At 69.5% G+C, this 20,704-nt stretch carries 19 protein-coding genes; 5 read left to right on the forward strand and 14 right to left on the reverse strand.

All coding sequences use genetic code 11. The features are described 5' to 3' along the window. The first annotated feature begins 10 nt into the window (after nucleotides 1-10). Complete coding sequence (locus AC07PZ_RS04925; RefSeq protein WP_495293894.1) at nucleotides 11-937, forward strand: SMP-30/gluconolactonase/LRE family protein; 927 nt, start codon at nucleotides 11-13, stop codon at nucleotides 935-937. A 26-nt stretch (nucleotides 938-963) separates the two neighbouring features. On the opposite strand, the gene AC07PZ_RS04930 is transcribed toward AC07PZ_RS04925, so the two are convergent. Further along, nucleotides 964-3,084 (reverse strand): YadA family autotransporter adhesin, encoded by a 2,121-nt coding sequence (locus tag AC07PZ_RS04930; protein WP_495293895.1) that lies wholly within the window; start codon nucleotides 3,082-3,084, stop codon nucleotides 964-966. A gap of 234 nt (nucleotides 3,085-3,318) precedes the next feature. Then, complete coding sequence (locus AC07PZ_RS04935; protein WP_495293896.1) at nucleotides 3,319-4,323, reverse strand: zinc-dependent alcohol dehydrogenase family protein; 1,005 nt, start codon at nucleotides 4,321-4,323, stop codon at nucleotides 3,319-3,321. A 101-nt stretch (nucleotides 4,324-4,424) separates the two neighbouring features. Here AC07PZ_RS04935 and AC07PZ_RS04940 point away from each other — a divergent pair, with 101 nt between their 5' ends. Together AC07PZ_RS04940 and AC07PZ_RS04945 are read left to right on the forward strand one after the other, a co-directional pair. Beyond that, on the forward strand, nucleotides 4,425-5,345 hold the full coding sequence (locus AC07PZ_RS04940) for a LysR family transcriptional regulator (protein ID WP_495293897.1): 921 nt from the start codon (nucleotides 4,425-4,427) through the stop codon (nucleotides 5,343-5,345). Then, nucleotides 5,342-5,905 (forward strand): YdeI/OmpD-associated family protein, encoded by a 564-nt coding sequence (locus AC07PZ_RS04945; protein WP_495293898.1) that lies wholly within the window; start codon nucleotides 5,342-5,344, stop codon nucleotides 5,903-5,905. Before AC07PZ_RS04940 ends, AC07PZ_RS04945 begins: the two co-directional genes overlap by 4 nt. On the opposite strand, the gene AC07PZ_RS04950 is transcribed toward AC07PZ_RS04945, so the two are convergent. Together AC07PZ_RS04950 and AC07PZ_RS04955 are read right to left on the reverse strand one after the other, a co-directional pair. Next, a complete protein-coding gene (locus AC07PZ_RS04950) occupies nucleotides 5,898-7,187 on the reverse strand; it encodes an MFS transporter (RefSeq protein WP_495293899.1) in 1,290 nt (429 codons plus the stop codon). The genes AC07PZ_RS04945 and AC07PZ_RS04950 overlap by 8 nt on opposite strands. Further along, the gene (locus AC07PZ_RS04955) at nucleotides 7,187-7,399 is read right to left on the reverse strand and encodes a hypothetical protein (protein ID WP_495293900.1); all 213 of its coding nucleotides are present in this window, start codon (nucleotides 7,397-7,399) and stop codon (nucleotides 7,187-7,189) included. Before AC07PZ_RS04955 ends, AC07PZ_RS04950 begins: the two co-directional genes overlap by 1 nt. Here AC07PZ_RS04955 and AC07PZ_RS04960 point away from each other — a divergent pair. Next, nucleotides 7,398-9,062, forward strand: a complete 1,665-nt coding sequence (locus AC07PZ_RS04960; protein ID WP_495293901.1) for a flavin-containing monooxygenase — start codon at nucleotides 7,398-7,400, stop codon at nucleotides 9,060-9,062. The two genes, AC07PZ_RS04955 and AC07PZ_RS04960, sit on opposite strands and share 2 nt — an antisense overlap. Nucleotides 9,063-9,182: 120 nt before the next feature. On the opposite strand, the gene AC07PZ_RS04965 is transcribed toward AC07PZ_RS04960, so the two are convergent. The 10 genes from AC07PZ_RS04965 to AC07PZ_RS05010 all read right to left on the reverse strand — a co-directional run bounded on the left by AC07PZ_RS04965 (nucleotide 9,183) and on the right by AC07PZ_RS05010 (nucleotide 19,246). Then, a complete protein-coding gene (locus AC07PZ_RS04965; protein WP_495293902.1) occupies nucleotides 9,183-9,770 on the reverse strand; it encodes a cysteine hydrolase family protein in 588 nt (195 codons plus the stop codon). Between the two features lie 26 nt (nucleotides 9,771-9,796). Further along, complete coding sequence (locus AC07PZ_RS04970) at nucleotides 9,797-10,759, reverse strand: Bug family tripartite tricarboxylate transporter substrate binding protein (protein WP_495293903.1); 963 nt, start codon at nucleotides 10,757-10,759, stop codon at nucleotides 9,797-9,799. Nucleotides 10,760-10,818: 59 nt separating this feature from the next. Beyond that, nucleotides 10,819-11,790: a tripartite tricarboxylate transporter substrate binding protein gene (locus AC07PZ_RS04975; protein ID WP_495293904.1), complete on the reverse strand. Its 972-nt coding sequence runs from the start codon at nucleotides 11,788-11,790 to the stop codon at nucleotides 10,819-10,821. 79 nt (nucleotides 11,791-11,869) lie between these two features. Continuing rightward, a complete protein-coding gene (locus AC07PZ_RS04980; RefSeq protein WP_495293905.1) occupies nucleotides 11,870-13,168 on the reverse strand; it encodes a CaiB/BaiF CoA transferase family protein in 1,299 nt (432 codons plus the stop codon). Between the two features lie 49 nt (nucleotides 13,169-13,217). After that, nucleotides 13,218-14,444, reverse strand: a complete 1,227-nt coding sequence (locus AC07PZ_RS04985; RefSeq protein WP_495293906.1) for a CaiB/BaiF CoA transferase family protein — start codon at nucleotides 14,442-14,444, stop codon at nucleotides 13,218-13,220. Continuing rightward, the gene (locus AC07PZ_RS04990) at nucleotides 14,441-15,634 is read right to left on the reverse strand and encodes a CaiB/BaiF CoA transferase family protein (protein WP_495293907.1); all 1,194 of its coding nucleotides are present in this window, start codon (nucleotides 15,632-15,634) and stop codon (nucleotides 14,441-14,443) included. The genes AC07PZ_RS04985 and AC07PZ_RS04990 overlap by 4 nt, the downstream gene beginning before the upstream one ends. A gap of 53 nt (nucleotides 15,635-15,687) precedes the next feature. Beyond that, nucleotides 15,688-16,908, reverse strand: a complete 1,221-nt coding sequence (locus AC07PZ_RS04995; RefSeq protein WP_495293908.1) for an FAS1-like dehydratase domain-containing protein — start codon at nucleotides 16,906-16,908, stop codon at nucleotides 15,688-15,690. 295 nt (nucleotides 16,909-17,203) lie between these two features. After that, complete coding sequence (locus tag AC07PZ_RS05000; RefSeq protein WP_495293909.1) at nucleotides 17,204-17,749, reverse strand: DUF4256 domain-containing protein; 546 nt, start codon at nucleotides 17,747-17,749, stop codon at nucleotides 17,204-17,206. Nucleotides 17,750-17,803: 54 nt separating this feature from the next. Continuing rightward, entirely contained in the window at nucleotides 17,804-18,436 is a 633-nt protein-coding gene (locus tag AC07PZ_RS05005; RefSeq protein ID WP_495293910.1) for a GntR family transcriptional regulator, read from the reverse strand. A gap of 63 nt (nucleotides 18,437-18,499) precedes the next feature. Beyond that, nucleotides 18,500-19,246: a tetratricopeptide repeat protein gene (locus AC07PZ_RS05010; RefSeq protein ID WP_495293911.1), complete on the reverse strand. Its 747-nt coding sequence runs from the start codon at nucleotides 19,244-19,246 to the stop codon at nucleotides 18,500-18,502. Between the two features lie 220 nt (nucleotides 19,247-19,466). On the opposite strand from AC07PZ_RS05010, the gene AC07PZ_RS05015 reads away from it, so the two are divergent. Next, nucleotides 19,467-20,696 carry an acyl-CoA dehydrogenase family protein gene (locus tag AC07PZ_RS05015; RefSeq protein ID WP_495293912.1) on the forward strand — a complete coding sequence of 410 codons (1,230 nt, stop codon included), beginning with the start codon at nucleotides 19,467-19,469 and terminating at the stop codon, nucleotides 20,694-20,696. Nucleotides 20,697-20,704 lie beyond the last annotated feature (8 nt).

Genomic DNA, 20,704 nt, shown 5'->3' on the forward strand with positions numbered 1-20,704 from the left:
CATCCAGACCATGAAGAGCATGCAACTGCAGGGACGCATCGTCGCGTCCGGACTCGCCTTTCCCGAAGGCCCGATCGCGCTGCCCGACGGCAGCGTGCTGGTGGTGGAGATCGCCGGCGGCCGGCTCAAGCGCATCGCGCCGGACGGCGCGGTCGAGGTGGTCGCCGAACTCGGCGGCGGACCGAACGGCGCGGCCATGGGACCGGACGGCTGCTGCTACGTCTGCAACAACGGCGGCTTCGCCTGGCGCACCGACGACGGCTTCTCGCGGCCGACCGGCGCGGCGCTCGACTACCAGGGCGGCTCGATCCAGAAGGTCGACCTGCGCACCGGCGCGGTAACCACGCTCTACACGCATTGCGGCGACATCCAGCTGCGCGGGCCGAACGACATCGTGTTCGACGCCCAGGGCGATTTCTGGTTCACCGACCATGGCAAGACGCGCGACCGCAACATGGACCGCGGCGCCGTGTTCCATGCGCGTGCCGATGGCAGCGCCATCGTGCAGGCGGCCTTCCCCGTCATCACGCCGAACGGCGTCGGCATCTCGCCGGACGGCGGCACGCTGTACGTGAGCGAGACCGAGACGAGCCGCCTGTGGTCCTACCCGATCCTCGGTCCCGGCAAGCTGGGCATGGAGCCCTGGCCGTCGCCCAACGGCGGCCGGCTGGTGCACGGCATGCAGGGCTTCCAGCGCTTCGATTCGATGGCGCTGGAGGAAGGCGGCAACGTCTGTGTCGCGACGCTGGTGCGCGGCGGCATCAGCGTGTTCTCGCCAGCCGGCGAATGGCTGGAGTTCCGCGCCGCGCCCGAGGGCTACTGCACCAACATCTGCTTCGGCGGGCCGGAACGCCGGACGGCGTACATCACGCTGTCCGGCTACGGCAACCTGCTGGCCGTGGACTGGCCACGGCCAGGATTAGCGCTGGCGTTCTGATCAGGCCGTCAGGCCGCCATCGGCCATCACCACGCGTAGCCGGCCTGGACGCGCGTACCGACCTTGCTGCCGCTGCCCGCGGCGGCGGACACGCCCACGCCGAGGTTCAGGTTCGGGTTGAGCTGATAGCCGAAGGCGAGGCCGATGGCTGATTCGCCGGCGTAGTTGCCGACGGCGGCGCCGGCCCACTTCTGGCCGGGTGCGAGCGCGGGCATCGACGGAATCGCCATCGCCGCGGCCACGCCCTTGGCGGCGAAGGTGCGCGACTCGGACGAAAGCGTGTTCACGGCCTGCTGGAGCTGGTTCAGGTTGACGGCGTCGGTGCCGAGCGTGCCCGGCGCGACGTTGGTGATGCTGCGCGTCAGGCCCGTGGCGGCGTCGCCCACCGACACGCTGTTGTCGCGGGACGCGACGGACCCCTGCCCCAGCGCGACGGAATTCGAACCGCTCGCGAGCGTGTTGGCACCGAGTGCCACCGCGTTGTTGCCGGTCGCGACGGCGTTGTTGCCGATGGCCGTGGTCGGGTCGGCCAGCGCCTTGGCGCCTGCACCGATGGCGACCGAGCCGGCGTACGTCGCTTCGGCGCCGTTGCCGAGCGCGGTCGTATTGTCGCCGGACGCCTGGGCGTTGGTACCGATGGCCGTGGAGCCGTTGCCGTTTGCCGCGGCGCCACCACAGGCCACGCCGCCGGTGCTGTTCGCACGGCAAAGACCGGTCTCGAACGCCTGGTTCATGATCGCCTGGAGGCTGGCCACCTGCTGCACGGTGAACGCATTGGAGGTGCCGATGGCGGTGGTCTGCGCCGTGCGCACCTGCCCGACGTTCGCGGCATCCGTGGCCGACTGGCCGTCGGCGACATTGGCGATGGTGGTGCCGGTGCCGCTGTTGGCGTTGAGGACGAGCGTCTGGCCGTCCGGCGAATACTGTGCCGAGTTCTGGCCCAGGGCGAGCGCGGTGTTCGCCGTACCTTGGGCAGTGGCGGCCTCCGTCCTCGCCGTGTTGGCCGTGCCCTGGGCCGCAGCGGCCGCCCTTCTTGCCGTGTTCGCGGTGCGCTGCGCCGCGGCGGCTTCGGTCCTTGCCGTATTGGCCGTGCTCTGCGCCGCCACGGCCTTCTGGTCGGCGGTGTTGGCCGATTGCTGGGCCGCCGAAACCGCGAGGTTGGTCGTGTTGAGCTGGTCGCCGTTGACGGCGTCGGTGCTGCCCGCCGCCACGTTGCCGGCGCCGAGGTTGACGATGGTCCGCGTCGCACCGACCGAGCCGACCGACACGGTGTTGGCCGCATTGGCGATCGAGCCCTGCCCGAGGGCCACGGCGTTGGTGGCGTAGTCCTCGACCCGGCTGTTGGCGCCGAGCGCCGTGCCGTTCGACGCGCTGCCGCTGTCGGCACCGGTGTAGGCGCCATTGCCCAGCGACACGGTGTTCGTGCCCTTGGCCTGGGCACTGATGCCGAGGGCATTCGAACCGCCGATCGCGGTCGAGTAGTTACCTGATGCCGCCGCACCGTCGGAACCGCCGGGATGGACCGCCGTTCCATCGGCACCGGCACCGATGGCCGTGCTGGCCAGTCCGGTGGCGGCGGCACCGTTGCCGCCTGCTGCGTATGCATTCACCCATATACCGGAGCCTCCGCTGCCGATGGCCGTCGCACCCGATTGGGTGGCGGTCGCGCCGGCGCCGCCTGGCGTCTGGCCCGGCCCGCCACCACCGCCGCCGCCGATGGCTGTCGCGCCAGGCACGAGCGCTGCGGCGCCGCCACCGCCACCACCGGTGGAGTAGCCGGAGATGTAGCCGCCATCCGCACCGCTGCCGATGCCGATCGATCCGTTCGGGCCGATCACGGTACCGCCGCCACCGCCCGAAGCGAGATAACCGCCCGGCGCGCCTTGGCCTGGTGCGCCACCCACGTAGCCGGGGGCATAGCCGGTGGACGCACCGCCCGAATTGCCCGGCGTGCCGCCAACACCACCGATGCTACCGAAGCCCGGATAGCTGCCGCCGTCTCCGCCGTTGCCCAGCGCGACGCCCTGCGCAAAGGAGGGCGCAGCGCCCGCCAGGAGCAACGCGGCCCCCACGGCGACCGCATTGCGACGAAGAGAAAAAGGAAACTGCCGGGCAAAACGCCGGGTCGTCGTGGAGATTTGAGTCATGGAATAGGCATGAATGATTGAATAATCATTCTTGGCAAATACGGCCTGCCCATTGACCGGGTTTGTCCTATTGTTTACAGAACTCGATCAATTCGCGATTCTTTCTTGAATTGTTTATTGACGGTGGGTACCTTTTCATTAAAGTACAAATTCCTTTCAATTCACTTTCAATTGAATTCCCCTCATCGTGAGCTAATTAATTCATCCCACAATTTCGTCGGGCCCGACTGCCCTTCAAAACCGCACCACGACCTTGCCGAAGGCGCCGCGCTCCAGATGTGCGAAGGCGGCGGGCACCGCGTCGGCGCCATACTCCGCCGCGATCACGGGCTGCAGCGCATTCATGTCGATGGCACGCACCATCTCGTCGAGTGCGCGCCGATGGCCGACGCTGATGCCCTGGACCGTCCCGCGGCTGCGGATCGCATGGAAGGCCGAGCCGCTCATCTCCCGGCCTTCGATCACGCCGATCACCGCCAGATGCCCGCCCTGTGCCAGCGCCTCCAGCGAACGGCCGAGGTTGGGGCCGCCGACCGTCTCCAGGATCCGTTCCGCGCCGCGCCCGCCGGTGAGGCGGCGTACTTCGGCCGGCCAGTCGGAATCGCGCGCGAGCACATGCGCGGCGCCGAGCGCCAGTGCGCGCTCGCGCTTGTCCGCACCGCCCGACACCACGATCGCCTGGGCGCCGTGCAGCCGCGCGAACTGCAGCCCGAACAGCGCAACGCCGCCGGTGCCGTGGATCAGCACGGTCTGGCCCGCGTGCAGCCCGCCCGTCTCGACGAGCGAGAACCACGCGGTGAGCGCGGCGCACGGCAGCGTGCTCGCCTGCGCGGCATTCAACGTGGTGGGCGCAGCCACCGCCCATTGCGCGTCGAGCAGCACATGCGATGCGAGCGCGCCCGGCCCCGGGCCGCCCAACGCCATCGCCTCGGGTGGCGCTGCGCCGTCGAGCCAGCCGGCGACGAAGGTGCTGATCACCCGCTCGCCGCCCTTCCAGCGCGTGACGCCGGCGCCGACCGCGGCCACGGTGCCGGCCAGGTCGGAGCCCGGCACGAAGGGAAATTGCGGTGTCCAGCCATAGCGGTTGTCGGTCAGCATGAGATCGCGATAGTTCAGCGAGGCCGCCTCGACGCGCACCAGGATCTGGCCCGGTCCGGGTTGCGGCACGGGCAGTTCGACCTGTTGCAGATGCTGGCGGCCGAAATCGCTGATCTGCCAGCGGCGAAGAATGTCGGTCATGTCGTGTCCTTGCGTAGAAGAAAGAGATACGCCATGCTATTGATTCCTTCACGACCGCAGTGGCGCCTTTCATTCGCTGAAATGGCGCCCCAAACGCACCAATGAGTGAACGACTCAACGGCATCGAAGCCTTCGTCGCGGCTGTCGAATCCGGCAATTTCGCGCTGGCGGCGCAGCGGCTGCGGCTCACGCGCTCGGCCGTCGGCAAGAGCGTGGCGCGGCTGGAGGAGCGACTGGGCACGCGGCTGTTCCATCGCACCACCCGCAGCCAGAGCCTCACGGAAGACGGCCATGCCTATTACGAGCGCTGCCGCCGTGCGCTGGCCGAACTCGACGCGGCCGATGCGGCGGTCGAGGCCGGCCGCCAGACGCCAACCGGACGCGTGCGCATCACCATGCCCGTGCTGATCGGCCGGGCCTGCGTCGCGCCGCTGTTGCTGGACCTGGCGCAGCGGCATCCGCAGCTCCGGTTCGACGTGTCCCTCAGCGACCGGCGCATCGACATCGTGGACGAAGGCATCGACCTGGCCGTGCGCAGCGGCGCGCTCGGCGACAGCGCGGCGCTGGCGGCACGGCCACTCGGCCACCAGTGGATGGGCGTCTATGCGTCGCCGGACTATCTGGCGGTGCATGGCCGGATCGAGAACGTCGACGCGTTGCGCGACGAAGCCTCGGCGCACCGGTTCGTCGGCTATGCGCGCGAGAACGATCCGCAACCCTGGCGCTTCAACGGTGCGGCCGGGCAGACCGTCGATTTCGTGGCGCACACACGCTTCGAATTCAGCTGCGACAGCCTCGAGGTGTCGGCCATGGCGGCCAGCCGCGGGATGGGCATGGCGCGTCTGCCGACCTGGCTGGTCGCCGACGCCGTGGCGTCCGGCAGCCTGGTGCGCGTGTTCGAGGAACCGCAGCCCTTCGGCTACGCGCTGAGCGCCGTGTGGCCGCAGGCGCGTGCGCTTCCGCTGAAGACGCGCGTGGTCATCGATCTGCTGGCCGAGCGGCTGCCGCTGCTTCTCGCATGACCCGTCCGACCTTCTTCGCCAACGCCGAGGCGTTCCGCCAGTGGCTCGAAGCCCACGCCGGCGACGCCACGGAACTGCTCGTCGGCTTCCACAAGGTCGGCTCCGGACAGCCGAGCATGTCCTGGTCGGAATCGGTCGACGAGGCGCTGTGCTTCGGCTGGATCGACGGCGTCCGCAAGCGGATCGACGACGACACCTATTCGATCCGCTTCACGCCGCGCAAGCCGACGTCCATCTGGAGCGCCATCAACATCGCCAAGGTCGCGCGGCTGCAGGCGCAAGGGCGCATGACGCCGACGGGCGCCAGCGCGTTCGCCAAACGCACGGCGGCCCGCTCGGCGGTGTATTCGCACGAGCAGGCGGAAGCCGCCGAATTCTCCCCGGCCGACCTGCGCACCTTCAAGCGCCACAAGGCGGCCTGGACGTTCTTTCTCGGCACGCCGCCTGGCTACCGGAAGGTGATGCAGCACTGGGTGAACGGCGCGAAGAAGCCCGAAACGCGCGCCGCACGGCTCGACAAGCTGCTCGAAGCCTGCGCCGCGGGCCAGCGGCTCAGGTAGATCGCGCGCCATCGGACGCCGGGCCGGCATCCGGGCCGAGGTCTGCGCAGCGCAGGCTGCCCCACACGCCGACGCCCGCGATCGCCACACCGGCCATCACGACCGTGCACGGCGCGCCGAACCGGCCGAACAGCCATGACGCCAACCCTGCCCCGAGCATCATGGCCGCAGCCGTCAGGGCCAGCCGGAGCCGGATCACGCTGACGAGATCGACGCCGTCGAGCCGGGTCTGCAGGAAGGTCATCATCGGGATGAAGAACATCGGCCCGCCCAGCCCGGACGCGAAGGCCATGGCCATCATCGATGGCAGCCAGCCCGCCTGCGGCAGCAGCCAGAGCGGCACCGGCACCAGGGCCAGCCCGGCGCCCAGCAGCACATAGCCGTTGAACATGAAGCGGCCGAGCCGCGCCGGCCGATGGCCCGCCACTCCGAAGTTGGACAGGAAGTCGCCGGCACCGTAGGCCGCGACCAGCGCCGCGACCGCACCGAGCCCGCTCAAGCCGAATCCCGACAGCCCGACCTCTGCGACGAGGAAGGGCAGGCCGAGGCTGACGCCGACCGTCCATGCGCCCAGCACGGCGGTGTTGGCCAGCAGCAGCAGCCGGACGTCGCGATGTGTCTGCATGACGCCGAAGCCGCGCGTCAACCGCTGCAGGACCGACGCTGCATGCGACGCCTGCACGGACGTCGGCCGCCGCTGGCCCCAGGCGCCCATCGCGACGATCGCCGATGCGGACGCGAGAAAGCCCACCGCATTCACGCTCAGGAAATGCAGCACGGGCAGCACCGTCGCGAGCAGGCCCGCCACGAAAGGGCCGGCCAGCCGCGACAGGCGGGTCGTCGCATCGAACAGCGCGTTCAGGCCCTGGATGCGTTCGCGCGTGCCCGCGACCTCCGGAATGCTGGACAGCAATGCCGGCTGGAACAGCGCGCTCAATGCCGCGAGGCACATGGCGGCGACGACGAGGCTGGCGAAGGTGAGCCCGAACACGCCGGCCAGGACGACCGGCAGGATGGCGACCAGCGCCGACAGCACGTCGCTGCCGATCATCACCTTGCGCGGCGAGAAGCGGTCGGCGAACAGCCCGGCACCCAGGCTGACCGCCAGCACCACCGCGCTCTGCGCCATTGGCAACAGGCTCGCGCCCGGGCCCGCGATGCCGATGGCCAGCCACAGCACGGCGATGCGGCTCAGCTCGCTGCCGACACCCGACAGGGCCAGGCCGGCCCAGAGGAAAGCGATGCGGCGTTCGCGCAGCAGATCGACGAAGGGATGCGGCATCACGAAGCCCGAGTGGTGGAAGTCCCGGCAAGCCGGCGGAAATCATGGATGTGATGTTGGCCATCACGCATGGGCATTTCTTGATGACTTACCGGCCGGCAGGCATTATTCAAATCACGAAGCCCCGCCTGATGGGGACGGCGCACGGCACGATCGATGACCGGCGGTGCGGGTCCGGACAGCGCGGACAGATCAAGCAAGGAGACAAACATGACAGCAGAGATTCTCAAGGACCATCCCGCCCGTGCGTCGGACGCAGGCGTCACGCGGCTGGACGTGGTCATCGTCGGTGCCGGCTTCGGCGGCATGTACGCGGTCTACAAGTTCCGCGAGATGGGACTGAAGATCCAGGGGTTCGAGGCCGGCAGCAACGTCGGCGGCGTCTGGTACTGGAACCGCTATCCGGGCGCCCGCGTCGACCTGCCGAGCATCGACTACAGCTTCTCGTTCTCTCCCGAGATCGAGCAGGAATGGACCTGGTCGGAACAGTACGCGGCGCAGCCCGAGCTGCTGCGCTACATCAACTTCGTGGCCGACCGGCTCGACCTGCGCAGGAGCATCCAGTTCAACACCCGCGTGACCAGCGCCGTCTGGGACGAGGAGCGCCAGCTGTGGACCGTGACGACCGACAAGGGCGACCGCTACGAGGCGACCTACTGCGTCATGGCCACCGGCCCGCTGTCGGTGCCGAAGGACCCGGAGATCCCCGGCCTCGAACGCTACAAGGGCCGGCTGCTGCGCGCGGCCCGCTGGCCGCATGAATCCGTGAGCTTCGAAGGCCAGCGCGTGGGCGTGATCGGCACCGGGTCGACCGGCATCCAGATCGTGCAGGAAGTCGGCAAGGAAGCCGGCGAGCTGTTCGTCTACCAGCGCACGCCGAGCTTCACGATGCCGATGCGCAACGAGGCGTTGGAGCCGGAGTACGTGGCCGAGGTCAAGCGCCACTACCCCGGCATCCGCGAGGCGGCCCGCAACAGCGCGGTCGGCGGCGTGCGCCCGCAGTCGACCCGTGCCTTCTACAGCGTGACGCCGAAGCAGCGCCGCCAGTTGCTCGAAGACTCCTGGAAGAACGGCGGCATCGCGATGCTCGGCACCTTCTCGGACCTGCTGGTCAACGAGGAGGCCAACGAGCACGTCGCCGAATTCGTGCGCGGCAAGATCGACGAGGTCGTGAACGACCCGGCGACCGCCGAGAAGCTGAAGCCGCGCGGCTACCCGATCTTCGCGCGCCGGCCCTGCCTCGATTCGAGCTACTACGAGACCTACAACCGGCCGAACGTCCACCTGGTCGACTGCACGACCGATCCGATCCTCGAGATCACCGAGAAGGGCGTGCGCACGCAGTCGGGCGAGATCGAACTCGACATGCTGATCCTCGCCACCGGCTACGACGGGCTGACCGGCGCGCTGCTGGCCTTCGACGTAATCGGCCGCGGTGGCCGCACGGTCAACGACAAGTGGAAGGAAGGCGCGCGCTCCCACCTGGGCCTGATGATGGAAGGCTTCCCCAACCTGTTCATGACGACCGGCCCGAACGGCCCGGCCGCGCTCGCCAACATCATCCGCATCAGCGAGCACGACGTCGACTGGATCGCGGCCGCCATGGTGCACATGGAGAAGAACGGCCTCGCGACCATCGAGCCGACCGCGAAGGCCGAGCAGGACTGGATGGACCTGGTCTACACGCTGTCGCAGCGCTCGCTGCTGCTGAAGGCCAAGACCTGGTACGTCGGCGCCAACGTGAAGGACAAGCCGCAGGGGCTGACGCTCTTCACGGGCGGCTTCATGCGCTACCGCGAACACGCCGCGGCGGCCATCCAGAACGGCTACCAGAGCTTCGCGTTCGAGCACGCGAAGGAAGCCGTCGCGGCGTAGGTCGGAGTCAGAGGGTGGGCAACTGCAGTTGCCCGACCAGGTTCGCGTACCGCTTGAGGAACACCCGCAGGCGTCGCGAGAGCCGTCGTCCCATGCGGCACATGCCTGTCGCCCCGGCCGTCAGTCGAAGCGAACGTCGCGCGACGTGGTCACGCGGCAGAAGCGCTGCAGGTTCGACATCGCTGCCGCGTGCTCTTCCGCGCTCAGCGCGCAGCAGCAGTCCTCCAGCACCACCATCTCGAAGTCGCGGTCGTGCCCGTCGCGCACCGCGGCCTGCACCACCGCGTTGGTCGAGATGCCCGAGCAATAGATGCGGCGCACGTCGCGCCCGCGCAGGATCGCCTCGAGCTGCGTGCTGTAGAACGGGCTCACGCGGTGCTTCACGATGTCGAAGTCGCCCGGCTGCGGCGCGATGTCCGGATGCACCTCGGTGCCCCAGGTGCCGAGCTTGAAGATGCCCTTGGCCTTGGCGCCGCCGAAGATCGGCGAGTTCGGCGGGCACTCGGCATAGTCCGGGGAGAAGCCCACGCGCACATAGCCCACGCGCAGGCCCGCCGCACGTGCCTTGTCGAGCGCGCGGCGCGTGTTCGCGAGGATGTCGCGCTGGCGCACCTGCTCGCCGTAGGCGCCCTGGCCGTTGGGGCCGTCGGCATGGACCAGGTCGTTCTCCATGTCCAGGACCAGATAGATCGCGTGGCTGTCGGTCATTGCATCTCCAGAAGAAAAAGTCGGTCTCATTCGGCGCGCAGCCCGGCCTGGGCGATCAGCGGCCCCCAGCGCTTCTGCTCGGCCAGGGTGAAGGCGCCGAACTGTTCGGGCGTGCCGCCGCCGGCCTCGAAGCCCATCTCGGCCAGCTTGCGGCGCGCCTCGGGTTTGGCGAGGATCCGGGCCACGGTCTCGTTGAGCTTGCGGATGACCGTGGCGGGCGTGCCGCGCGGTGCGTAGAGGCCGTCCCACGCCACCACGTCCACGCCCGCGATGCCTTGCTCGCGCATGCTGGGGACGCCGGGCAGCAGCGTCGACTCCTTGGCCGAACTGACGGCCAGGGGGCGCAGCTTGCCGGTCGCGATGAAGGGACGCACCGCGCTCACCGTGTCGATCAGCAAGGGCAGCTGGCCGCCGATCACGTCGGTGGCCGCCGCGGCCGAGCCCTTGTAGGGCACCCCGAAGAGTTCCGACTGCGTGCCGCTGCGCATCAGCTCGAGCACCAGCCGCGCAGTGGTGCTGGGCAGCGCCACGTCGGCGGCCTTGGGGTTCTGCTTGACGGCGGCCAGCACGGCGCGCAGGTCCTGCAGCGGCGACGACGCGGGCGCCACCAGCACCATCGGGAAGGTGCCGACCAGGATGATCGGCTCGAAGTCCTTCGCGGCGTCGAAGCCGGTCGACGCATACAGGAACGGGTTCATCGCATGCGTGCCGTTGGAGCCCATCACCAGCGTGTAGCCGTCGGGCTGGGCGCGCGCCGCATCGGCGGTGCCGATGTTGCCGCCGGCGCCGACGCGGTTGTCGATGAAGAAGTTGCCGCCGGTGGACCGGTTGAGCTCTTCGGCGACATAGCGGGTCAGCACATCGACCGCCTGCCCCGCCGGGTAGGCCACGATGATGCGCACCGGCCGCTGTGGATAGTCCTGCGCCCAGCCGGTCAGGCTGGCCGCACCCAGGCAGGCTGCGAGCAGCAGCCGTCGGATTCTTTGCATGGTTCTGTGTCTCCTGTCGTTCTTGCCGTTCTTGCGGATGTCCGAGGCGCGCCGCCCGCCTATTGCAGCGAGATGCCGGCGTTGGTCGTCACGCGCTTCCAGCGCTCCACGTCCTCGCGCAGCATCTCGCCGAAGTGGGCTGGTTCGTCCACCACCAGTTCGATGCCGCGGCCGGCCATGGCGCTGCGCGCCTCGGGCCGATTGAATGCCGTGCGCAGCGCCTCGTAAAGCTTGCGCGTGACATCGGGCGGCATCTTCGCGGGGCCGAACAGGCCGAACCAGGCGGTCGCTTCGTAGCCCGGCACGCCCGACTCCTGGATCGTCGGCAGTTGCGGCAGCGCGCTGGAGCGCGTGGCGCTGGTCAGGCCCAGGGCACGGAGCTGGCCGCTCTGGATGAAAGGCATCGACGAGGGCAGCGTGTCGAAGTACGCCGCCACCTGCCCGCCCAGCAGGTCGGTGATGGCCTGGCTGCTGCCCTTGTACGGCACGTGCGACAGCTGGCTGGCGCCACTGGACTGCACGAACAGCTCGGCCGCCATGTGCGTGATGTTGCCGTTGCCGGCCGACGCGTAGCTCACCGGCCCGTTGTGCTGCTTCACGTAGTCGATGAACTCGGGCACCGACTTCGTGGGCAGCTTCGGATTGACCACCAGCACCAGCGGCGTGAAGCCGACGTCGGTCACCGGCGTGAAGTCGCGCAACGGGTCGTAGGGCAGCTTCGGATAGAGGTTCGGATTGATCGACTGCGTGGCCGTGACGCCCAGCAGCAGCGTGTAGCCATCGGCCGGCGCGCGCGCCACTTCGCTGGCCGCGATGATGCCGTTGGCGCCCGGCTTGTTGTCGACCACCACGCCCTGGCCGAACGCATCCCCCAGTTCCTTGGCGACCTGGCGCGCCACATAGTCGGCGCCGCCGCCCGGCGTGAAGCCGACGATCAGCCGGATCGGGCGCTCGGGAAAGCCCGCCGCCGCGGCGCAGGCGGCCGCCCCGAGCCATGCCAGCGCGGCAAGCCCCTTCACGAGTCTGTTCATGCCTGTCTCCATTCTTGTTGTCGTCCATGCCGCGTGAACGTCCCGGGCCCGCGGCAGACCCCGTCGAAGGCGCGGGCGTTCAGGCCGGCGCCTGGGCCGCCAGTGGCCGCGTCTCGGCCACGGCAGGCGCCCACAACGGGCCGGTGCGCGTGTCTTCCTGCACCGCGCCAGCCGCCAGCAACTGGGCATAGCGGGCCGGCGCGATGCCGGTTGCGCCGAGCACGGCGGCGGTGTGTTCGCCCAGGCGCGGTGGCGGCTCGGACGGCGCCGGCGGCTCTGTCAGGTCGTGCGGAAACACCGGCACGTCGAAGCTCAGCCCGTCGAGCCCGAAGCTCGCCAGCTTGCCGGGCACCTGGGCCTGCGGGTTGGTCAGCACCGTCTCGATCGGCATGACCTCGGTGAAACCGAAGCCGGCCTGGCCGAAGCGATCGGCGAGCTGCGCGTACGGCAGCGCGCCGATCGCGCCCTTCACGATCGACTCGACCTCGCCGAAGCGCTTCTTGCGCAGCCGCAGGGTCTTGAGCGAATCGTCCGCCGCCTGCGGCAGCGCGAGCACGTCGCAGAACTTCGCCCAATGGCCGTCGTTGAGCATCAGCAGGTAGATCCAGCGGCCGTCCGCGGTGCGGTAGGCGCCGTAGCCCGGCATGCTGAACTCGCCGTTGGGCTCGCGCTCGGGCCGGCCGAAGATCTGCGTCTTCAGCTGCACACCGGCCAGGTCGCGCGCGGCCACGTGCAAGCCGGTCTCGTACAGGCCGATCTCGACGTAGTCGCTCGCGGCCGGCGTTTCGCCAGGCTGCTGCGCCGTCTTCGCGGTCTTCGCCGTCTGCGTGCGCTGCTGCATCAGCGACGACAGGATGCCGATCGCCGCATAGGCGCCCGCGAACTGGTCGTGGTACGACGGGCCGAGCCGGCTCGGCCGGCCGTTGACCACGTTGGCCTCCATCACACCGGTGGACGCTTCCGCCACCGGGTTCGACGCGAGCTCGTTCTCCAGCGGGCCGGGACCGTAGCCGCGGATGTGGCAATACACGAGACCGGGCCGGATCGCCTGGCATTCCTCGCGCGTCACCTTCAGGCGGCGCGCCGAGCCCGGCGACAGGTTGTGGATCAGCACGTCGGCGGTGGCCAGCAGCGCGCGGAAGGCCTCGTAGCCCTCGGCGCTGTAGAGGTCGATGCAGACGCTCTTCTTGCCGAAGCTGTAGGCGATGAAGGTGCCGCTCGGGCCGCCGCGCACCAGGCTGCGCGTCGGGTCGCCGGCCGGCGGCTCGACCTTGATGACCTCGGCGCCGAGCTGCCCGAGGATGTGGGCCGCAAAGGGCGCGGCCAGCATGGTGCCGAGCTCGATGACGCGGCAGCCCGCGAGTGAACTGGTTTGCAAGACGTTGTCTCCTGATGAACGAACGGGCGTCGGCGTGGGTGCCGCCGCCTCAGTAGATGACCTCGCGCGCCTCCAGCGCGCGCCGCGTGCTCGACGACATGCCCAGCAGTTCGCCGAACACGTAGTCCTCGTCCTGTCCGAGGGCCGGCGTGAGGCGCCGGATGCCGACGTCGGGCGTGGCCGAGAAGCGCGCCAGCGCACCGACGGCCGCACGCGACGGAATGCCGGCCGCCTCGACCTGCGTGACCGCGCCGCGCGCACGCAGGTGGCCGTCCGCCGCCAGGTCCGCGATGGTCCACGACACATGCGCCGCCACCCCTTCGGCCTGCAGCCGCACGCTGATGTCGTCGGCATCGACCGACGCCAGCCAGCCGCCGACCAGCGCGTCGACCTCCTGCCAGCGCGCCAGCCGATCGGCCGCCTGCGCGAAGCGCGGATCGGTCGCATGCGCCGGATGGCCGAGCAGCGTGGCCAGCGCCTGCCATTCGGCATCGGTGCGCACCGCCAGCGTGAGCCAGCGGTCGGGCTCGGCGGTCGCGAAGACGCCGTGCGGCGACATGCCCGCATGGCCGTTGCCCGGCCGCGCCGGCTGCTCGCCGAGCGAGGCCTGCACCAGCGCGTCGCCCACCATCGCCGAAGCGACTTCGCGCGCCGCCAGGTCGACGTGCTGCGGCCGGCCGGTGCGCCGCCGTTGATGCAGCGCGGCCACCACGGCCAGCGCAGCATGCAGGCCCGCGGTGTGGTCCATGACGTGCCGCATCTCGACCGGCGGGCCGTCGCTGTAGCCGGTCATCCAGCCCAGGCCGCCCCAGGCACCGAACAGCGGCGCATAGCCCGCGAAGTGCGAGTCGGGCCCGGTCTGGCCGGACGCGGACAGCGACAGCATCACGATGTCGGGCTTGACCGCGCAGAGCGCGTCGAAGTCCAGGCCGAGCCGGCGCATCACGCCGGGCCGGAAGCTCTCGGCCGCCACGTCGGACTGCGCGACGATGCGGCGCGCGAGCGCCACGCCTTCGGCGTCTTTCAGGTTCAGCCGCACCGACAGCTTGTTGGACGACACCTGGTCGAAGGTCGCGGCCTCCATCCGGCCGTACACCGCATGCGGTTTGCGGAAGGCGTCGGGCCGCGAACGGCTTTCGATCTTGATGCACTCGGCGCCCAGCTGGCTGAGCATGTGGGTGCAGAACGGCCCGGCCGCATGGATCGTGAAGTCCGCGATGCGGACGCCGGCCAGCGGACTGGCGGGGCGCTCCGAAGGCGGTCGTGCGTCGCTCACAGGCTCTCCTCCACCACGGCGGTCGCCACCGGCGCGCCGTCGTCTTCCTCGTTGTATTCGCCCAGCGCGGGCACGCCCGAACCGACCTGCAGTGGCGTGCAGCGGAACTGGAACGGCGCCACCAGCACTTCGGCATCGGTGCCGTCCGGCAACGCGACGCGCGTGAACAGCTCCCGGGCGCGTTCGTGCGCGCCATGCAGCACCTCGGCCGGGTCGCGGTATTTGGCGGCGGGCACGCCGAGCGACTGCGCCCGCGCCACCATGTCGTCCACCGCCTGGGTCCGGGCCCAGGCGCGGATCTGCGTGTTGATGTCGTCGCCGCGCCGGCTGCGCTCCAGCGGGTCCGACAGTGCGGGCACCAGTGCCCAGGCCGGCCGGCCCAGCAGTTCGACGAAGGCGTCCCACTGCCGGTCTTCCAGCATCAGGAACTCGACGAAGCCGTCGCTTGCCTCGAACACGCCGCCGTAGCGGAAGCGCCGGGTGGTCCGGTGCTCCAGCGATCCGTCGCCGAGCCGCTGCAGTGCGAAGGCACCGACCGCCGCCAGCGCGTCCTGCACGCCGACGTCGACGCACTGGCCGCCCGCGGCCTCGCGTGCCCACAACGCCGTGAGCGCCGACAGCGCGGTCGCGACGCCGCCCTGGTAGGCCGCGAAGTGGCCGTAGATCTTCAGTGGCGGACGCTCGGGGAAGAGCTCGTTCGACAGCCCGTTCGGCAGCAGGTAGCCCTCGCCGCCGGCATGTTGCAGGTTGACTTCCTCGCCCTTCCATCCGGCCTTGGCGCCGCTGGCCCCGAAGGGCAGCACCGAGGCATGGATGAGTCGCGGATGGCGCGCCGCCAGCATGTCCGCGTCGAGCCCGCAGGCCGCGCGTTCGGCCAGCGGCGTGTCGTCGATCAGGATGTCGGCCTGCGCCAGCTGCCGGTCGAGCAGGCGCCGGTCCGCCGCATGCCGCGGGTCGCAGCGCAGGCTGCGCTTGCCCGCGGCCAGGTAGGCGAAGACGGCGCTGATGCCCCGTCCGGCCTGCAGCATCGGCGGCTCGCGCCGCAGCGGCGAGCCGTCGTGGTCCTCGAGCAGGATCGTCTCGGCGCCGAGCGTCGAGAGAAGTCGCCCCGCATAGGCGCCCGCCACCCCGCGCGAACGCTCGAGGACGCGGATGCCGGCAAGCGGGGCATTGGCTGCGGCTGGTGACATGTGCGCGAGGCCCTCTTCTGGTCTTGGATCGTCAGGTGGTCGGATCGCGCCGCTCAGCGCACGACCGGCAGTTCGAGGTCCAGCGCGGCACCGTCGACGAAAGCCGGCAGTTGCACGTTGCGCGACGGCAGCGCCACGGTCGCGATGCCGGGCGTCGTCACTTCGCCGCGCTGGTTCTCGGCGCCGAGTTCGATGTCGACCAGCGCGTAGCCGTCCTTCACGTACTTGCGCACGACCTTGCCCTTGCACCAGGTGGTGTCGCCGACGATGTTGAAGCGGCGCATCTCGGTGCGCACGCGCTTCAGGAAGCCGGCGTCGCCCATCCAGTTGGTGACCAGCGTGCACATCCACGACGAACGCTGCGGGCCGTAGTCGTAGGTGCCGGGCACGCCGACTTCCTTGGCGACCGATTCGCGGTGGTGACCGATGCCGGTGTATTCCACGCCGCCACCCGCTTCCGGGTTGCGGAAGAAATGGCCCGGGTGCTTGACCGCCGCCTGCAGCACCACGCCATGCGTGTGGCCGCGGCCGCAGCCGACCAGGAAGCCCATCGTGTCCATCAGCGACAGCGGGCCGCGCGCGATCGGCGGCAGTTCCTCGCCGATCTCCACGTCTTCCCAGTAGCGCACGTTGGCACCGCGGATGTTGTTCGGCTCGTCGAGCACCGCGCGGTCGATGCGGTCGTGCTCCTCGCTGCTGTATTCGTGCTGCGAGATGTCCTTGTACTTGCCGGTCTCGCGGGCCTGCTTGCGCTCGTGCCGGGTGCAGGTGCCCAGGCCGCGCGCGACGAGTTCGCTGCGCTGGTTGTAGTAGCAGGCCTCGACGTACTGCAGCACCAGGCGGCCGGAGAACTTGCTCTCCTTCACCTCGACGCCGACCACGCGTTCGACGGCGCTGATGCGGTCGCCCGGACGCACATGGCGGAACAGCTCCCAGTCGTTGCCGGCATAGAAGCCATGCACGCCCGGCAGGCCCCAGCGGGTGCGGCCCAGCCAGCCGAAGGCCATCGGGAACATCGGGTGGCCGACCTGCGAACCGAAGCGCGTCTTGCCGGCATAGCCCGGATCGCGGTACAGCGGGTTCAGGTCGCCGATGCCGTTGCACCAGTTGCGCAGCGTGTCGGACGTGGCGTCCTGCAGGTACGGGCCTTCGGGGCGGAGCTGCAGGCCGATCATGGCCTTCGCGTCGGCGATCGCCTCATCGGTGATCGTGCCTTCGGCGGGGCGGTATCCCTCCTGGGCGACTTCTTTCTCGATCTCGGTAACGGTACTCATGCGGACTCCTGTGGTTGGCACTGCTTCAATGGATACGGACGCGCAGCTTTCGGCGGTGTTCTGGAAGCACCTGGCCGTGTGTTCACGCGACAGGTATGCACAATGCATTATCCATTCGATGAAGTCAATCCGATGGTTTACCCTGAGCCGGGCACGCTTCCCTATGAGATGGCAGGTTTTCGGCGCGCCTCAGCGCCTCGGATCGTGGCGCTGATCCGACAAATGATGCATTGTTTGAGGGAATGCCCGGGCGCGTCGGGCAGCGGATGAGGCGCGTCCACGCCTCCGCGCGAGCTCAAACGCGGAGCGAGCCCCTGAAGCCGCGTGCCGCGTAGTAGGACTGGACTCCGTTGTGATAGACGAAGACCTTGTCGTAACGCCTGTCGCCAAACAGGGCACCGCCGAGCGCCCTGATGTCGGAAGGCGTCGCCAGCCAGCTCGACGTCTTCGCGTCGAACGTCCCGAACTGCTGGAGCCGGCGGTATTGCGCTTCCGTCAACAGCGAGACGCCCATGGCCGCGGCCATGTCGATGGCGCTGCCCGTGGGCTTGTTCTCCTTGCGTGCACGCAAGGCCTCCGCGTCGTAGCACAGGCTTCGGCGCCCCTGGGGGCTCTCCGCGACACAGTCGCAGAAAAGGTAGGCGCCGCTGTCGTCCGCCGCATCGATCACGTCGGGCTCCCCACCCGTCCGCTCCATGTCGAAGAGCGACTTCAACTTGTCGGGGCTGCCCCGCAAGCGCTCGTGGACGGCGCGCCACTCGGCCTCTTCGTGCCGGTGCATGTTCTGGGCGAATCGCAGCTTCAACGTATCGATGAAGCCTTCGTGCACGGTCGTATTCATGACAGGTACCCCGTCTTCGTCTCGACGCCGGACATCGGCGCCGTGTAGCTTGGATTATTTGAGATCGGCGTTCAGCGCGCGCCAGCCCGACTCGATGTGCTTGCGCATCGACAGCATGGCCGACGACAGGTCGCCCTCGATCAGCGCGGCGAGGATCTCGGTGTGCTCTTCCGCGGCCTCCTGGCCTCGGCCGTCGATTGCGTTGATCAGGTCGAAGGGATAGCGTGCCCAGAGGATCTGCACGAAGTGCAGCGTCTGCGGCAGGTTGGCGATGTCGTACATGCGCCGGTGCAGCCGGTAGTTGAGGCCGCGCGCCGCGCCACGGTCGCCGGCCTTGATGGCGGCCTCGAACTCGTTGGCCAGCGTGCGCAGTTCGGCGATGTCGTCCGACGTGACCTTCTCCATCGCGCCGCGCACCAACTGGGCCTCCAGCGTCATGCGCAGGCTCAGGATTTCGCTCGACGCCTCCGGGTCGAAGGGCACGACGCGCGAGCCGCGGTGCGACTCGCCGGTGACGTAGCCTTCGGCCGCCAGCAGCTTGAGCGCCTCCCGGACCGGCGTGATGCTCAGGTTCATCTGCTGCGCGATCTCGGCCTGCTTCAGCCGCGAGCCCCGCGGGTACTTGCCGGAAATGATGCCTTCGCGCAGAAGGTCGGCGACCTTCTCTTCCTTGGTTCGGTGGTCCATGCTTCTCGTGCTCTCGGGGGCTGTCGTAGCGCCGAGCATACTGTGCACGATGCGTTCTTTTGCCTAAGGGGCGCCGAGTTCACCCGCGAGCTGGCGCAACGCGGGCAGCGACGAGGCGGCGAGCGCGTCGACCACGCGCTGCAGGAACGCCGGTGTCGCGGTCTGCGGGATCCGGCGGAACCACGCGATCGACGCTTCGACCTCGCCGGCCTCGGCCAGCCGCGTGGCATAGCTGAACTGGCCGCGAAAGTCGCCGGCTTCGGCCGATTGCCGATACAACGCCAGCGCAGCCGCCGGATCGCGCTCGACCGTCAGGCCGTCTTCCAGATAGCGCCCGACCATGTTCATCGAGCGTGCATGCCCGCGGTCGGCGGCATGGCGGTACCAGGCCAGCGCCTGCGCGTGGTCTTGCGCCACGCCACGGCCGGTGGCCAGCAGGTTCGCGAGGTTGTACATGCCCCACGCCTGCCCGGCCTCGGCAGCCCGCGTGAACCAGCGTGCCGCTTCCGCCGCGTCGGGGGCCACGCCCCAGCCGTGCTCGTGGCAGCGCCCCAGCATGTTCATCGCCATCGGATGCACATGGCGCGCGGCCCGTTCGAACCACTTGAAGGCGGCGACCTGGTCGACCGCCACGCCACGGCCTTCGAGATACCACTGCGCCAGCACCGCCTGCGCGTCCGGCACGTCCAGCGATGCGGCGGATTCGAGCCATCGGGCCGCAACGGCCGGATCGCCGGTCAGGATGTCGTCCCACTCCTGGCGGGTCATGGCGGAAATGGCGAGGGCGGTGTCTTTGAGGGTGGGCTGCATGGGGCGGGATGATAGGTCGCCCGCCAGCCGGCCGACCGGGACCGCGAAAGCGCCGGCTCGCCCGCTCGGGGCGCTCCATAGATATTCCGCTTATTTGGTAGCAACCAAACGGTCGTTCGCTTTCGGCAAGGCCCTTCGCACAATCGCAGACCCGCGATCGACGATCGCCTGCGCGGCCCGATCCGGCACCCGGACGACGCGCGCCTTCCCCTGAAGCGACATGCCAGATCCGACCCCCACTCCCTCCCCCACCGACGCGCAGCTCGCCGAGCGCTTCCGTCCCGTCTTCCAGCGCATCGCCGACACCGCGGTCCATCGCGAGCAGCACCGCGAACTCGCCCACGATCCCGTGCGCTGGCTCAGCGAATCCGGCTTCGGCGCAGTGCGCGTGCCGACGTCTCTCGGCGGACTCGGCGCATCGTTCGAGCAGTTCTTCGATCTGCTGGTCGAGCTGGCCGAGGCCGATTCGAACCTGCCGCAGATCCTGCGCTCCCACTTCGGCTTCATCGAGCGGCTGTTCAGCGAGGTCGACGGCACGCAGCACCATCGCTGGCTCAAGCTCGCCGCCGACGGCGTGATCTACGGCAACGCCACCACCGAGATCGGCGACGTCGCGATCGGCAAGCTCAAGACCCGGCTGTACCGTGAAGGCGACGGCTGGGTGCTGGAAGGCGACAAGTTCTACAGCACCGGCACGCTGTACGCCGACTGGGTCGGCGTTGCCGCCGAACGCGAGCTGCCGGGCAGTTCCGGCACCAGCGAACGCGTCCTGGTGCTCGTGCCCACCGATGCGGCCGGCGTGGAACGGCTCGACGACTGGCGCGGCTTCGGCCAGCGGCTGAGCGCGTCGGGCACCACGCGCTTTCGCAACGTGCAGGTGCACGACGACCAGGTTCTTTCCAGCGGCCGCGCCGGCCCGACCTCGATGACCGCCTTCTTCCAGCTCGTGCATCTGGCGACGCTGGCCGGCATTGCGCGTGCGATCGAACGCGACGCGGTCGCCTTCGTGCAGAAGCGCAAGCGCGTCTACAGCTTCGGCAGCGGCACGTCGCCGCGCGAAGATCCGCTGGTGCAGCAGGTCATCGGCCAGCTGGCCAGCGCGGCCTTCATCGGCGCATCGGCCGTGCAGGCGGTCGCACGCGGGCTCGGCGACATCGACCGCCTGCGCGTGCGCGGCGAACCGGTGCCGAACGCACTGCTGGTCGACGTCGAGCTGCGGATGATGAGGGCGCAGGTCGGCGTTCCGGACGCGGTGCTGGGCGCTGCGACCCGGCTGTTCGACGTCGGCGGCGCATCGGCGCTGCAGGAAGATCTGCGGCTCGACCGCCACTGGCGCAACGCGCGCACGCTGGCGTCGCACAACCCGACGATCTACAAGGCGCGCGTGGTCGGCGAGCATGCGCTGAACGGGAAGGAGCCGACGTTCTACTGGTCGGTCGGCGAAGCGTAGCGACGCCG

Source organism: Variovorax sp. GW821-FHT10B04, assembly GCF_059415645.1.